The organism is Marinitoga lauensis, from assembly GCF_004135675.1.
Classification (GTDB): domain Bacteria; phylum Thermotogota; class Thermotogae; order Petrotogales; family Petrotogaceae; genus Marinitoga; species Marinitoga lauensis.
In genome coordinates, this window is sequence record NZ_QHLX01000002.1 from 1 (window position 1) to 16,046 (window position 16,046).

Consider the following 16,046-nt stretch of genomic DNA (forward strand, 5'->3'; position numbering starts at 1 on the left):
AATAATTCTACTTTTTAGAATTTTGTTGATAATAATAGTGTCAAACTCAGGAGATATATCAAAAGATATAACGAATACAATATTATCTGATAATTTCTATTTTAGATGGATATTTTATTTTTTGAGATATAACATAATTATCTTTTATATTAAAATCCGCATAAAAATTATTCTTTTGAAATATTCTATTTTGTTTTCCAATAATAGAAATAATAGAAATTGAGGATAAGTTTAATGAATCAAGAAAGTATCTATCTATTTTCATTGACGAATATACTTCAACATCATCTTTTTTAGAACCGGATATCATGTAAATTCCATTTTCATTTTCAAAATAGCCACTTTTTATTCTTTCTATATCTGGAAACTCACCTATTCTTATCTTTTTTTTATTATTAACTATAATGATAACCCCATCAATAGATGACGAGTTTATCAATTCAGTAATGTATGAATTTACTGTATTAATTAACCCATATTTTGCATAATCTATAATTCTTTGATTTTCTAATATATTATTTGAAAAATTTTTTAAATAATTATTATATTCAAAAAACGTATTTAATGCCGTTGGATATATTTTATTTACTAATTCAAATCCAAAATCATCTATTGTATTTTCTGTATAATCAGATAACTCTCTAAAAATATATTTAGTAATATATGTTTCATTAAATAATATCAATATCGTCGGTAAAAGAACAAATATTAAAATAATAAAAATAAATCTTTTTTTTAATGTCATAATAACCCCCAATTTTTGCATACCATATGCAATTTTTGCATATTAATTATAATCTTTTTTTTACAAATGCGCAATTTTTGCGCAGACCTGTAAAATTTTATTAAACAGATTTAATTTAAATAATACTTAAAAATCTTAACTTTTCTTAACTTTGATATTAAGCATTAAAAAAATGGCACACTGTTGCTGATAAATATATTGGATAAATTTTAATTAATCTGGAGGTGGAGTTATGAAAAAGGTTTTATTGGCATTGTTAGTTTTATTCGCTATTTCTATTTATGCATTGGATGTTGGTATTGTTCTTCCTACAAAGGATGAACCAAGATGGGTTCAAGATGAAACAAGGTTTAGAGATGCATTAAAAGACACAAACGTTTCAGTTGAAGTTTTATTCAGTCAGGGAAATCCTGCAAAAGAAAGACAAAATGTAGAAGCATTACTTTCAAAAGGCATTAAAGTATTAATTTTATGTCCTCATGACGCAGTTGCTGCAGCTGGTACAGTGGATTTAGCTAAAAAAGCTGGCGTTACAGTTATTTCTTACGATAGATTAGTTACAAATACAAAATCTGTAGATTATTATGTAACTTTTGATAGTGTAGAAGTTGGTAGGGCACAGGGACAGTTTTTAGTGGATCATGCAACTGGAAAAAATAACCCATTATATTTATATGCTGGTGCATTATCAGATAACAATGCTTTCTTATTCTTTCAGGGTGCATGGGAAGTATTACAACCAAAAATTGCTGATGGGACATTTAGAATTATTAACTCCTCAGAAGCTAAAAAATTACAAAACAAAAAAGAGTTAACAAGAGAAGAAATGGCAAAAATCATTAACCAAATTACAACAGATTGGAGTTTTACAGTAGCCAGAAGAAAAGCAGAAGATAACTTAACAAGAGCTAGAAAAGCAGATAAGGGTACAGTATTTATTTTAGCTCCTAATGATGGTACAGCAAGAGCTATTGCTGATGCATTCAGACAGGATAGAGATGTAAAAAAATACTATGTAACTGGCCAGGATGCAGAAAAGGCTTCAATACAATACATAATCGACGGAAAACAATCAATGACAGTATTTAAAGACGTTAGATTATTGGTAAAAGATGCTATAAATTTAGCACAATTTGTATTAAAGGGCGTAAAACTAATTACTCCTAACTCATATGATAATGGTTCAAAGATGGTTCCTGCAATTCAATCAAATATTGCTGTTGTAACAAAAGATAATGTTAAAAAGGTATTAATAGATTCAGGATATTATAAAGAATCTGATTTTAGATGGTAATTTAAAATGTAATTAAGGGTAGTGGTAAACGCTACCCTTTTTCAAGTAAGGGTGATCTTTTTGAGTGAATATATTCTTGAAATGAAAAACATTACAAAAGAATTTCCTGGTGTAAAGGCTCTGGATAATGTGAATTTCAAGGTAAAAAGAGGAGAGATTCATTGTTTGATTGGTGAAAATGGTTCTGGTAAATCCACTTTAATGAAAGTACTTAGCGGATTTCATAAGCATGGAACATATGATGGTCAAATAATATTTGAAGGAAAAGAACAAAAATTCAATACCATTTATGATAGTGAAAAAGTTGGTATTGTTACCATATATCAGGAATTAGCATTAATTCCAGAATTAACAGTATATGAAAATATCTTTTTGGGTCATGAAATAAAAAACAAGGGTATTATTGATTGGAATAAAACTATAACCGAAGCCGAAAAGGTTCTAAAAAAATTGGGTTATACATTAGATACATCAAAAAAGGTCAAAGATTTTGGCGTAGGAGTTCAACAAATTATTGAAATTGCAAAAGCACTCAGTAAAAACGTAAAATTATTAATTCTGGATGAACCGACTTCTGCTTTAAATGAAACAGATAGTGAAAAATTATTACAAATAATAAAAGATTTAAAGAATCATGGAATTACTTCAATATTAATATCTCATAAACTGAATGAGGTATTAGAAGTAGCAGATACCATCACTGTATTAAGAGATGGATTAACTATAACAACAATTGAGAATAATAATATATCAGAAAATGTAATTATTAAACATATGGTTGGTAGAGAAATAAATGATATTTATCCAAAAAGGGATCATGAAATCGGTGACAAATTATTTGAAGTAAAAAATTGGAAAGCTTTTGATAAAAAGAATGAAAGGTATGTAGTTAAATCTGCAAACTTTTATGTTAGACGTGGAGAAATCGTTGGTATAGCGGGTTTAATAGGTGCTGGAAGAACAGAATTGGCTCACAGTATCTTTGGGAATCCCGATGATTATAAAGTTAGCGGAGAGCTATATTTTGAAGGTAAAAAAGTGCAATTTAAATCACCTTCTGATGCAATAAAATCTGGCATTGCCTATGTTTCTGAAGATAGAAAAGGTAATGGTTTAATATTGGATTTTGATATTAAAACAAATATTACCATTGCTAATTTAAAAAAGATCTTAAAAGGAATATTTGTAAATGAAAATGAAGAGGTAATTATAGCAGAAGATTATAGAAAATCCTTAAAAATCAAATCACATAGCATAGAACAGAAGGTATTAAATCTCAGCGGTGGTAATCAACAAAAGGTTTCATTAGCCAAATGGTTATTTGTTACTCCTAAATTGTTGATTTTAGATGAACCCACAAGAGGTATAGATGTTGGAGCAAAACATGAAATTTACAGCATTATGAATGAATTGGTTGCAGAAGGGATGAGCATTATCATGATCTCTTCGGAATTACCTGAAGTTCTTGGTATGAGCGATAGAATCTATGTTATGGCTGGTGGAAAAATCATTGGAGAATTAAGCAATAAAGAAGCTACTCAGGAAAAAATTATGGCAATGGCTGTAGAATATTAAGGAGGAATTTGTATGTTTGGAGAATTAAAAACTTTGCTTAAAAAGCATATAAGAGAATATGGAATGTATATAGCTCTTGTAATTATTATGTTAATTTTCTCTTTCTTAACTGATGGATTATTTCTTTCCGCTAGGAATATAAGTAATTTATTTAACCAGATGGGTTACATCGCTGTTTTAGCAGTTGGTATGACATTGGTTATTGTTATAAGACATATAGATCTTTCTGTAGGTTTTGGTTCTGGTTTTTTAGGTGCAATTGCGGCTATTTTAATGATGCAACACAATATGCCAGTTCTTCCTACCATATTAATAGTTTTTGCTCTGGGAATTATTTTTGGTTTAATCAATGGTTTTTTTATCTCATTTATTGGTCTCCCATCATTTGTTATGACATTGGCAGGGATGCTGATTTTTAGAGGCGGCTTACTTGTTGCAACACAAAAAACCGGTACAATAATAATATCAAACGATACATTTAATGAAATCGGAAATGGATATATACCTGATTTTTTCCACAACGAAAATATCCACGTTACCACTCTATTAATAGGTATAATTATAATATTATTTTATATTTACTTCGAAATTAAAAGAAGAAATAATAAGATAAAATATAATTTTGAAGTATTATCTATACCCATATTCATATTAAAAATCCTATTAATATCCTCAATAGTAGGTTATCTTTTCTGGATATTAGCAAGTTATAATGGTCTATCATGGACATTTGTAATAGTATTAATCGTTACTTTTATTTATCATATTATGACAACAAAAACGGCTTTGGGAAGACATATATATGCTGTTGGTGGAAATCCAGAAGCAGCTAAATTAAGTGGAATTAGCTTAAATAAGATAACATTATTCGTTTTTGGCTCAATGGGGTTATTAACAGCATTATCTGGTATTTTATACGCATCAAGATTCCAATCTGCAACCCCTACAGCAGGAACATTATTTGAACTTGATGCTATTGCTGCTGCATATGTTGGTGGCGTATCTGCAGCCGGTGGTGTGGGTAAGGTTACTAACTCTATTGTCGGTGCTTTAGTTATGGCATCACTTATTAACGGAATGAACCTAATCGGTGTAGGTATATCTTTCCAATATATTATTCGTGGAGCAGTTTTAATTGCAGCTGTTGTATTTGATATAAAAACAAGAAGCAAAGCATCTTAAAAACCCTTCCTTTATAGATAACCCCCATTTATGGGGTTATTATTTTTTAATATTAATATGATATAATTAAAAAAGATTATAAAGGGAGTTTTTATTATGAATATCGATTTTGATAATTTTGATTTTCTTTATATATTTTTAGATAAAAATGGAAAAATAAAAGATATTAATAATTATGGATGCAAATTACTTGGCATGCAAAAAAATGAAATTATAAATTTGAATATTTTTGATAATTTTATTCCTGACGAGGAAAAAGAAAATAGAATTCTGAACTTCAAAACATTTTTTGATGACGTAAATAATACTTTTAAAAAAAGAAATATATTAAAATTCATAACTCCTGAAAAAAAAGAAGTGTTTTTAGAAACATATAGTTGCATTGTTTTCTCAGAGAAAAAAGAAAAAATAGGATTAATTGGCTTTGGATTTAATATAACAGAAAAAATAAGATATGAGAATTTACGAAAAAAAATTGATATGGTTCATCAACTAATTATTAATTCTTATACATTGTCTGATAATTCAAATATATATCAATTTTTCCTGGAAAAAGCTGTTAAAATCATTGACAATGCTGATGCTGGAAGTATTTTGATGAAAGAAAATGATGGATTATTTCATTTTGTCGCAGCAGTTAATTTTGATCTCGATGAATTGCAAAAAGTAAGTTTACCAAAAAAACTTCTTTTAGCAACAGATAAAGTTGTTATTAGAAAAAACATTATACCTGATTATAAAAATGAAGATGATACAAAAATAATGTTGTCTGCTGGGAAAATAACAAAAATAAAATCCACTCTAATTATTCCTATTATTATAGATGGGATAATGGTCGGAACGATAAATCTTGATTCATTCAAAAATGAAAACTCCTTTAATGCAGAAGATATACACATTGGGGAAATAATTTCAAATGAGCTTTCACAGGTTATTAAAAGAAAAAAATTAGAAAAAAAACTTAAATATTTAGCTTTACATGATCAATTAACAACATTACCCAACAGGGTTTATTTATACGAATATGCAGAAAATATCATTAAATTAGCAAAAAGAAAAAATATGAAATTAGCTTTTGTTTACATTGACCTGGAAAAATTCAAGTCTATCAATGATAATTACGGCCATGATGTTGGCGATCATTTTTTGTATGAATTTGCAGATGCCCTGAAAAATTCTATAAGAGAAAGTGATTTTCCTGCAAGAATTGGAGGAGATGAATTTATTGTTATCTTACCGGATAGCGATGAATCAAAAGTATTAAAGGTTATAAACCGATTAAAAGAAAATCTTGACATCCCCATAAAATATGAAAATATAGATTTAAAAATAAATTTCAATTGTGGTGTATCCTTTTTCCCTGATCATGGAAATGAGGTAGAAGAATTAATTAATATTTCAGACAGAACTATGTATAAAGCAAAAAAAGAGGATAAACTAATTGAATTTTATAGAGGAGAGTAACTAAAAATGCTAAAAATCAATAATATAAAATTACCCATAGATCATTCAAATGAAGATATAAAAATTGAAATAGCTAAAAATTTGGATATTTCCTCAAAAGATATTAAAAAAATTTATATTAGAAAAAAATCCATTGATGCCAGAAAAAAGAATACAATGATTTATTTCATATATAACGTTGACTTTGAAATTGAAAATGAAGATTTATTTTTAAAATTCCCCTTTATATCAAAATCTCCAGATTACAATTATAAATTACCAATTTCAGGTGATATTCCATTAAAACATAAACCAATAATAATAGGTTTTGGCCCTGCTGGTATATTCGCGGATTAATTCTTGCAGAAGCAGGGTTTGAGCCAATAATTTTAGAACGTGGAAAATCCGTTGATGAAAGAAAAAAAGACGTTAATAATTTTTGGAAAAAAGGAATATTAAATACAGAAAGTAATGTTCAATTTGGCGAAGGTGGAGCCGGAACATTTTCTGATGGAAAGTTGAATACCTTAATTAAAGATAAAAATAACAGAATAAGAAAAATGCTAACTGAATTTGTTGAAGCTGGTGCTCCTGAAGAAATATTATATATAAACAAACCGCATATCGGAACGGATAAATTAGAAATAGCAGTAAAAAACATGAGAAAAAAAATTGAAAATTTAGGCGGCAAAATTTTCTTTAATTCAAAGGTTACAGATTTTATTATCAAAGATAATAAAATAAAAGGGTTGTCATAAATAATAATGAAAAGTTGTACTCTGATGTTGTAGTTTTGTCTATTGGTCATAGCGCAAGGGATACATTTAATATTTTATTTGAAAAGGGCGTACATATTTCACAAAAACCGTTTTCGATTGGTGTTAGAATAGAACATTTAAAAGAAACAATAAATAAAAGTCAATATGGAAGATTTTATAATCATCCAAAATTAAAAGCTGCAGATTATAAATTGTCCCATAGAGCAAAAAATGGTCGTGCAGTATATACATTTTGTATGTGTCCAGGCGGATATGTTGTAGCTTCTGCATCAGAAGAAAATATGGTTGTTACTAATGGAATGAGTGAATTTGCCAGAAATAATATTAATTCAAATAGTGCTATTCTGGTCAGCGTGTCTCCTGAAGATTTTCCCTCAAACCATCCATTAAGCGGTGTGGAATTCCAGAGAATATATGAAAAAAAGGCATTTGAAATATCCAATTCATATTATGCACCAGTTCAATTATTCGGTGATTTTTTAAAATCAAAAAAATCATCTAAATTCGGTAAAATTACACCAACATATAGACCAGGAACAATATTCTATGATTTAAACAAAATTTTTCCTGATTATATCTCCTCTGCACTAAAAGAAGGGATATTAGCAATGGGGAAAAAATTAAAAGGTTTTTCTGATTATAATTCCTTATTAACTGGCGTGGAAACACGTAGTTCTTCACCTATAAGAATAGAAAGAAATGAAAATTATGAAAGCATTAATGTTGAAGGATTATATCCAACAGGCGAGGGAGCAGGATATGCAGGTGGAATAACCTCATCTGCAGTAGATGGTATTAGAGTTGCTGAAAAAATTATTAGTAAATATAAAAAGGGATGGTGAAATTATCAAAAGCATATTTATTTTCATGGATTATCAGAATCAACCTGTTGATCCGGAACTAATAATTGAAAAGATTAAGGAGTTAGGAAAAATTGTTGGAGGAAAAGCTTATGCACATTGGTCAAAATATCCTGCAACAATGTTTTCATTTTCAAGACATGGTATTGAATTAATAGAAATGCCAGAAGATGGTTTTGAAAACAAAAAAGGAAATGACATAAAATTAGCTATTGATGCCATTGAAACCATGTTTTCATTACCTCATATTGATGGTTTTGTACTGGTAACAGGCGATGCCGATTTTGTTCCACTGGTAAAAAAATTGAGAATATATGGAAAAGAAGTTATTGTGGTAAGTAGAAGTAAAAACACTTCTAAAGAAATGGAATTATCCGCAGATATCTTCATCCCTTATGAAGAAATCGTAAAATCCGAAAAAATTGAAGATAAAGATACTATAGAAGATATAGTAGATGAAATAATAAGGATCATAGAGGAACATCAATATGAAGATGTAAATGAAAATATCATAAAAAGAATAGTTACTGGAATGAAAATAGATTATAGAGATTTTGGTTTTTTATCTTATAATGATTTTATCAATCATTTAATAAAAGAGATAAGAAATGAATTTTATTCCAAAAATGGAGAATACAGCGAATATGAAGAAAATTATATGCGATATATAGAAAGATTATTAGCTACAAGTGTTATTCCTTTAAAACTGGAACAATTAATTTCAAAAGCACAGGAAAAAAATCCATGGATAACCAAAAATTCAAAATATTCTCTTAAAGAATTGATTGTAAAAATGATTGAAGAAAAACGATTATGGAAGAATTCAAAAGGATATATTCTTGTTCCTATTCCAAGACGCTGGGAGATTAAACATGAAAAAATACTTCCTTATCCGGAGTTTAGAGACAAATTTGTAGAATATGTTTTTAAGCTTTTCAAAGAAAAAAAGGCTAATTCTATAATAGAAGCTATACATTCTGCTAAAAAAGATCTAAACCTTACAAATAAAGTCGTTGGATCATTTGGAATTGCATTAAAATTTTCTGGTAAATTTATAGGTAAAGATGGTAGTGATTATGTAAGTATGAAAACACCTGTCTACTTAAATGCTGATTTTAATGAATTCAAAATAGCTGTAGAAGCATTTTACATAAAAAGCATTTTAAAAGATGAAGATATACACGAAAAAAATTTACCCATTGCGTCAAAATATATCTATAATACAGAAAATACAAATCAATTAAAAGACGTATTGGAATACCTTATGAATCTTCAAGAAGTTTTTTATGTAAAACCTTATTATAAATATTATAAAAATCTAAACAAATAGGTGATTCGATGAAAAAGAGCTTTATCATTATATTTCTCATATTTTTAACAATTTTAAATGCAGAAAAATTAATAGTTGGTATATATGAAAACAAACCGCTAACTTATAAAGAAAACGGTGAATATAAGGGGTTAGCTCTTGATTTGCTAAAAGAAATATCCCAAAAGGAAAATTGGCAAATTAAATATCAATACGATACTTTTCCAAACCTTATAAAAAAAATAAAAAACAATAAAATAAATGTATTAGTAGGTTTAGGAAAAACCAAGGATAGAGAATTATTTATAAAATATCCTTCCCAATCTTTTTTTACAAATTGGGGAGTTATATACTCAAAAAACAATAATATAGATTCATTGTTGGATTTAAAAAATAAAAAAATAGCCGTTTTAAAAGATGATATATACTATACTCATGAAAATGGTATTAAAAATCTATCAAGAAAAATGAATTTAAATTTTGAATTTCATGAATATAACTCATATGACGAAGTTTTACAGGCAGTAAAAAACAATGTTTGTGATGCTGGTGTTGTAAACAGATTATATTCTAACAACTCATATAATATCCATAAGACTCCAATTGTATTTTTACCCGTAGAAATTTATTATGGATTCTCAAAAAACACCAAAGAAATAATAATAAACAAAATTGATTATTATTTAAGCAAATGGAAAAATGATGAAAATTCCATATATTATTCTCTTTTAAGAAAAAATATATATAAAGAAAAAATTTTCATTCCTGAATGGGTTAATAAGGTTTTAAATACAGCTATTGTAATTATTATTACTTTATTTATTAGCTTTTTAACCTTTTATGTTTTATTCATTAAAACCTCAAAAAAATTAAAACAAAAAAACGAAGAGCTGGAAGCTTATAATAGTGAATTAGCTTCTATGAATGAAGAATTAGAAGAAAGTTATATGAATATAGAAGATATTAATTTTAAATTAATAAAACTCACAAAAATAATGTCCAAATTAAAACTCACAAGTACATTTGATGAATTTTATAATGAATTATTAAGAACTGCAATATTTTTAATTCCAGAAGCAGATTATGGAAGTATTATATTTATAGACTCAAAGAAAAATCAGTGGAAATTTTTAAGTGCTTATGGACATAATTTTGAAATGCTAAAAAGCATTACTTACGCTGCAGGCCATACACCAACTAAAGAAAAAATAAAAATAATTAATAATATTGTTGAAAATGAAAGAATAGAAATGAATGATGAATCATATAAAATTTTAAAAGAAGCTTCAAAACCTATTAAACAGACGATGATTTATGAAATAAAACTAAAAGAAGAGCAATGGATTAATTTTTGTCTTGATATTGATATTAATAGTGAAAAAAGTTTTTCTGAAGAATCGAAGGAAATTTTTGAAATCTTTGCAAATCTTGCCAGGGCTTTCTGGATTGAAAAATTATCTTATGAATATATTAAAGATGCTTACATTAATCTGGCTAATAAATTAGCTTTTATCGCTGAAGAATATGATGATATCACTGGAAAACATATATATAGAGTAGCAGAATTCTCTAAATTTATTGCTGAAAAATTAAGTCTGGATAAGAAGTTAATTGAAGATATTTATATTTATTCTCCTTTACATGATATAGGTAAGCTTTTAATAGATAAATCTATTCTATTAAAAGAAGGACCTTTAGATAAAAATGAATGGGAAGAAATGAAAAAACACACTATATATGGTTCAAAGATTTTAGATGATCCTTATTTTGCTGTTGCAAAAAATATAGCTTTATATCATCATGAAAAATATAATGGCGAAGGATATCCATATGGTTTAAAAGGCGATGAAATTCCTATAGAAGCTCAAATTGTTGCATTAGCAGATGTTTATGATGCTTTAAGAAGCAACAGGCCTTATAAAAAAGGATTCTCACATGAAATAGCTGTAGAAATTATTCTAAAAGGTGACGAAAGAACAAAACCAGAATTTTTTAACCCGGAAATTTTAAATCTATTTAAAATTTTTCATAATGAATTCAAAAACATTTATAATAAACTCAATGAAGAGAAGAATTTGATTTAAATTTTGTTTGCTTTTTTGTTGATTTTTCTTTAGAAAAGTAGTATAATATTTACACAATGATTTTTATATTAACGTCTTTTTCTTTATTATTTTATTATTATATATAATATTCAATAATATTTCATGTGATATCCTAGGATATCCTAATTCCAAAAGGGGGGAAAGTGTATGAAGAAGTTTCTTGTTTTATTGGTAGTTATTATTAGTATTTCTATGTTTGCACAAGTTACTATTGAATTCTGGCATGCTATGAGTGGCTGGAGAATTCAACTTTTACAAAGTATGGCAAATGATTTTATGAAAACTCATCCAAATATTAAGGTAAATGTTCAATACACTGGCTCTTACAGAGACACATTTAACAAAACTATAGCCGCTGTTAAAGCTGGAAATCCACCACATATTGTTCAAATTTATGACATTGGAACTCAAGCAATGATCGATGGTGGTATAGCTGTTCCTATTGGTGATTTAATTGATGAAGATCCAAGTATCGATAAAGGCGCTTTCTTGGAACAAGTTACCAATTATTACACAGTTGATGGAAAAATGTATTCTATGCCATTTAATTCATCAACAGCAATTTTATTCTATAACAAAACAATGTTTAAAGAAGTTGGACTAGATCCAAACAAACCACCAAGAACATATGACGAATTAATAGAATATGCTAGAAAATTACAGAAAAAAGATGCAAATGGTAATGTTATCAGATATGGTTTAACATGGCCAACACATTCATGGTTCTTTGAACAATTAATGGCTGTTCAAAATGCTCCTTTAGTAAACAATGGAAATGGTAGAGTTGGTATAAGACCTACTGAAGCTGTATTCAATAGCCAGGCTGGTAAAAACATATTCAATTTATTCAAAAAGATGACAGATGAAGGTTTATTGTTAAATACAAAGAGAGAAGACTGGTCAGGAGCAAGACAAATCTTTATTTCTCAAAAAGCTGGTATGGTATTATACTCAACATCAGATGTTAAATTCTTTGTTGAAACAGCAAAAGAAAATGGATTTGAAGTTGGAACTGCTTTCTTACCAAAACCAAATTTAAGCGTACAGGGTGGATCAGTTATTGGTGGAGGATCATTATGGATTCTTAAAGGACATCCAAAAGAAGAAACTCAAGCTGCATGGGAATTTGTAAAATGGATGACAGAACCAGAACAACAAATAAGATGGCACTTAGAAACAGGATATTTCCCTGTAAGAAAAGACGCTTTAGAAAAATTATTGTCCGAAGGATTCTATTCACAACATCCAAATTACTTAACAGCTATAATGGAATTGTTATTATCAAAACAAACTGTTAATACAAATGGAGCAGTTATGGCGTATTCCCTGAAACAAGAGAAATTATTGAAACTGAATACGAAAATGTTATAAATGGCAAAAAAACTGTAGATAGAGCTCTTAATGATGCTGCAAAACAGGTAACTAATGCTCTAAAGAGATATAACAGAGTATTTAAATAATAATTCAAATAAACGGGCGGAGAAATCCGCCCTTTTTTAAAAAAGGAGGAATTGTTCATGTCCTGGAAAAGTAAGTTGACACCATATATTTTACTTATTCCAACATTTATTATAATAATTATATTCATTTATTGGCCAGCTGCATACTCATTTAAATTGAGTTTTTATCAAGAATCTTTTTTTGGAAATAGAAGTATCTTTGTTGGTTTAGATAATTTCATCGATTTATTTACTGATCCTGAATATTACAGGGTCATTCTAACATCTTTTATATATTCATTTTCTTCTGTATTCTTAACCATATTTATAGCTTTTTTGATTTCACAATTACTGGTACAAAATATTCCTGGAACAAGGCTTTTCAGACTTTTTATTTTTGCTCCGTATGCTATTTCACCTGCAATTGCAGGTACTTTATGGTCATTTTTATTAACTCCAACTGTAGGTTATTTAAATTATATCTTTTTAGAGCTTTTTGGTATAGATACTGACTGGCTTACAACAACCCCTTATGCTTTTATTGCTGTAATGTTAGCAACTATATGGAAAATGTTACCATTTGATTTGATTTTTTATATAGCTGGACTACAATCGATTCCAGACTCTTTACTGGAATCTTCAATGATAGATGGGGCTAATTTATGGCAAAGAATGTGGAAAATCAAATTCCCATTATTGTCACCTATAACCTTTTATTTGTTTATAATGAATTTTACAACAACTATGTTTGCTTCTTTTGGTATTATAGATATAATGACAAAAGGTGGTCCTCTTGGAACTACAACAACAATGATTTATAAATTGTATCTTGATGCTTTTGCATTCCAGAATAATGGTTCTGCAGCAGCACAATCTATTGTAATGTTTGCAATTATGGGAGTTATTACTTTCATTTACTTCCACAATGTAGAAAAATCTGTTCATTATCAGTGAGGTGATTTACTATGGCTTCAAGTATTTCAAAAAGAAAAAAAACCAATCTTATACTATCTGAAATAACCTTAATCATTATTTCTTTAATAATAATGGCACCTGTTTTATTGGCATTGAGTATGAGCTTCATGAAGCCAACTGAAGTTTATACATTTCCACCAAAGTTATTACCCAGTTCATTTCATTGGCAGAATTATGTAGAAGCTTTACAGCTGGTGGACCTGGAAGAATGCTTTTAAATTCGGCAATAGTTGCTTTTTTTATTACATTCGGAAAATTAATCACAGGTACATTAGCAGGTTATGCTTTTGCCAACTTTCAATTTAAAGGTAAAAATATTTCCTTTATGATATTATTTATTACATTATTTTTACCAGCAGAAACAGTAATGATTCTACCTCTATTTTTAATTATGAAACAATTTGGTTGGATAAATACATATTATGCTTTGATTATACCTTTCACAGCTAGTGCAACAAATGCTTTTTTAATGAGACAACACTTTTTAACTATTCCTAAAGAATTAAGTGATGCTGCAAAAATCGATGGTGCAACTTCTATGCAATATTTCTGGAAAATATTATTACCTCTTTCAAAATCTATGCTCGGAGGTGCAGCATTAATCAACTTTGTATATGCTTGGAATCTTTATTTATGGCCTTTGATTGTAACAATGGATGATAAAATGAAAACAGTACAAATTGGTGTAAAAATGCTTATAGATGCTGAAGCTTCTAATAATTGGGGAACAATAATGGCTGGTACAATGATAGCACTTGTTCCAACCTTAATTATTTTCTTTGCAATTCAAAATCTATTCGTAAAAAGTCTGGTAAGTTCTGGATTAAAGGGATAAAAAAATGCTGCATTTTTGCAGCATTTTTTTAGGGATTAAAATTAAAATAATATGTCTATTCCAAATCTTACAAATGGAGCATTTATTTCTTCATAATTCCCTTCAACAGTTGTTTCGAATCTATATCCACCATTAACTGTAATTGCAAAATTATCTGTAATCAATAATTCTATACCCACATTCGGGCTTACTCCTAACGCCATATTAGTAGCATATTCTGTATCGGAATTAAATTTAGAACTCATATATAAATCCACACCTGCCTGAGGCATTATTCTGCCAAAATTTTTCATATAACTAAATGTAATTCCTGCTGAAAAATTTATTGCTTTATCGTTACCAAAAATAAAATCAAAATACGTTCCAAATCCAAACCCTTTATAATTATCACCTATAAAATCAATTCTGCCCAAATAGTTTCCATCGAACACATAACCTCCACTTAATGTAATATGTCCTCTTATAGGTGATAAATCTGGGTTTTCAATCACCCTTACATTATCATCCACTTTAAATTTCGGTTCAACTAAAATTTCCAAAATTGCAGATTTCATTGACACTTCCCTAACAATCAACTTACCATCCTTTTTTCTATAAACATCATCATTCACCTTATATATCTTAGCAAAAGAAAACATCATACCTTTATAAATTCCTACATTTCTCCCTGCCTCGATTAAAACCATATTATTTTCAATATTTATAATATTTGCACTTATTAAAAACAACTTATTCATTCTATATACTAACGAAGATACCAAATAATCTATTGCCTGCTCTTTTGCATTTTCCCTTGCTTCATCTTCACTAACAAACTTTGTTACATTATATGAACCAAATGCATTTATAGTCTTAATTTCCAAAATTTGACTTGTTTCCACATCTATTAATCTATATGCTCCCTCAATTTCATACTCATACCAGACATTTCCTTCATCATCCTCTTTTCTTCTTGACTCTGCATCAATCACTTCAACATATACAATATAATCTGCAGCAAGATGTTTGAATTCAAATCCTTTTTTATTTGTAACTCCACTTAATACCCTTTCTACTTCATTTAAAACATTTAAATCCCTTTCGACTAATCTATATTTACCCATTTCCAATAATCTTTCTTTCAACCTATGTTCTACTTTATTTGAAAGAGTAGAATAACCTTTTGAATAAATAAGTAAGGTTTTTCTACTATCTTCAGCAAAAATAGATAATGCAAAAATTAGCAGGATAAATACAAAAATCCTCTTTTTCATAATACCACCCCCGGAGTTTAATTCTAAAATCATTATATCATATCTTTTCAAAATTTGCACTTTCTTGTGCTTTTTGATTTTTCATTCCTTTATTTTCTTCATTAATTTAACTTTATTAACATTTAACATTTTTTATTGACGCTTAATATTTGCATCAATAGCCGAAAATAATCAATTAACGTTAAATTAAAATTAATGGAATATATTCCTAATATTATTTATAGCAAAAATTTTGTATAATTATAACAAAAT

At 28.1% G+C, this 16,046-nt stretch carries 9 protein-coding genes and 3 pseudogenes; 10 read left to right on the forward strand and 2 right to left on the reverse strand.

The genetic code is table 11. The features are described from left to right. Positions 1-82: 82 nt before the first annotated feature. Positions 83-745: a hypothetical protein gene (locus DJ007_RS02910; protein ID WP_129408263.1), complete on the reverse strand. Its 663-nt coding sequence runs from the start codon at positions 743-745 to the stop codon at positions 83-85. Between the two features lie 232 nt (positions 746-977). Between DJ007_RS02910 and DJ007_RS02915 the strand changes: the two genes are divergently transcribed. The 10 genes and pseudogenes from DJ007_RS02915 (at position 978) to DJ007_RS02960 (ending at position 14,541) form a co-directional block, all read left to right on the forward strand. Next, positions 978-2,039 (forward strand): sugar ABC transporter substrate-binding protein, encoded by a 1,062-nt coding sequence (locus DJ007_RS02915; RefSeq protein ID WP_129408264.1) that lies wholly within the window; start codon positions 978-980, stop codon positions 2,037-2,039. Between the two features lie 60 nt (positions 2,040-2,099). Next, positions 2,100-3,614 (forward strand): ATP-binding cassette domain-containing protein, encoded by a 1,515-nt coding sequence (locus tag DJ007_RS02920; protein WP_129408265.1) that lies wholly within the window; start codon positions 2,100-2,102, stop codon positions 3,612-3,614. A 6-nt stretch (positions 3,615-3,620) separates the two neighbouring features. Beyond that, complete coding sequence (locus DJ007_RS02925; RefSeq protein ID WP_438268385.1) at positions 3,621-4,796, forward strand: sugar ABC transporter permease; 1,176 nt, start codon at positions 3,621-3,623, stop codon at positions 4,794-4,796. Between the two features lie 96 nt (positions 4,797-4,892). Continuing rightward, entirely contained in the window at positions 4,893-6,260 is a 1,368-nt protein-coding gene (locus DJ007_RS02930) for a sensor domain-containing diguanylate cyclase (RefSeq protein WP_129408267.1), read from the forward strand. A 6-nt stretch (positions 6,261-6,266) separates the two neighbouring features. After that, a pseudogene (locus tag DJ007_RS19855) lies at positions 6,267-7,860 on the forward strand (NAD(P)/FAD-dependent oxidoreductase). Beyond that, positions 7,820-9,208, forward strand: a complete 1,389-nt coding sequence (locus tag DJ007_RS02940) for an NYN domain-containing protein (protein WP_165973973.1) — start codon at positions 7,820-7,822, stop codon at positions 9,206-9,208. The pseudogene DJ007_RS19855 and the gene DJ007_RS02940 overlap by 41 nt, the downstream one beginning before the upstream one ends. 8 nt (positions 9,209-9,216) lie before the next feature. Further along, the gene (locus DJ007_RS02945; RefSeq protein WP_129408269.1) at positions 9,217-11,271 is read left to right on the forward strand and encodes an HD domain-containing phosphohydrolase; all 2,055 of its coding nucleotides are present in this window, start codon (positions 9,217-9,219) and stop codon (positions 11,269-11,271) included. A 168-nt stretch (positions 11,272-11,439) separates the two neighbouring features. Next, positions 11,440-12,752 (forward strand): annotated as a pseudogene (locus DJ007_RS02950) (ABC transporter substrate-binding protein). Between the two features lie 57 nt (positions 12,753-12,809). Continuing rightward, positions 12,810-13,685, forward strand: coding sequence for a carbohydrate ABC transporter permease (locus DJ007_RS02955; RefSeq protein ID WP_129408270.1), 876 nt, complete (start codon positions 12,810-12,812; stop codon positions 13,683-13,685). A gap of 11 nt (positions 13,686-13,696) precedes the next feature. Further along, positions 13,697-14,541: pseudogene (locus tag DJ007_RS02960) on the forward strand (carbohydrate ABC transporter permease). Positions 14,542-14,582: 41 nt separating this feature from the next. Here the strand turns inward: DJ007_RS02960 and DJ007_RS02965 are convergent. Then, on the reverse strand, positions 14,583-15,794 hold the full coding sequence (locus DJ007_RS02965) for a hypothetical protein (RefSeq protein WP_129408271.1): 1,212 nt from the start codon (positions 15,792-15,794) through the stop codon (positions 14,583-14,585). Between the last annotated feature and the right edge of the window lie 252 nt (positions 15,795-16,046).

What these genes read in the sequence shown, in the direction of transcription:
- DJ007_RS02910 (WP_129408263.1), bottom strand. Translation starts at nt 745, where the DNA reads ATGACATTAAAAAAAAGATTTATTTTTATTATTTTAATATTTGTTCTT.
- DJ007_RS02915 (WP_129408264.1), top strand. Translation starts at nt 978, where the DNA reads ATGAAAAAGGTTTTATTGGCATTGTTAGTTTTATTCGCTATTTCTATT.
- DJ007_RS02930 (WP_129408267.1), top strand. Translation starts at nt 4,893, where the DNA reads ATGAATATCGATTTTGATAATTTTGATTTTCTTTATATATTTTTAGAT.
- DJ007_RS02945 (WP_129408269.1), top strand. Translation starts at nt 9,217, where the DNA reads ATGAAAAAGAGCTTTATCATTATATTTCTCATATTTTTAACAATTTTA.
- DJ007_RS02955 (WP_129408270.1), top strand. Translation starts at nt 12,810, where the DNA reads ATGTCCTGGAAAAGTAAGTTGACACCATATATTTTACTTATTCCAACA.
- DJ007_RS02965 (WP_129408271.1), bottom strand. Translation starts at nt 15,794, where the DNA reads ATGAAAAAGAGGATTTTTGTATTTATCCTGCTAATTTTTGCATTATCT.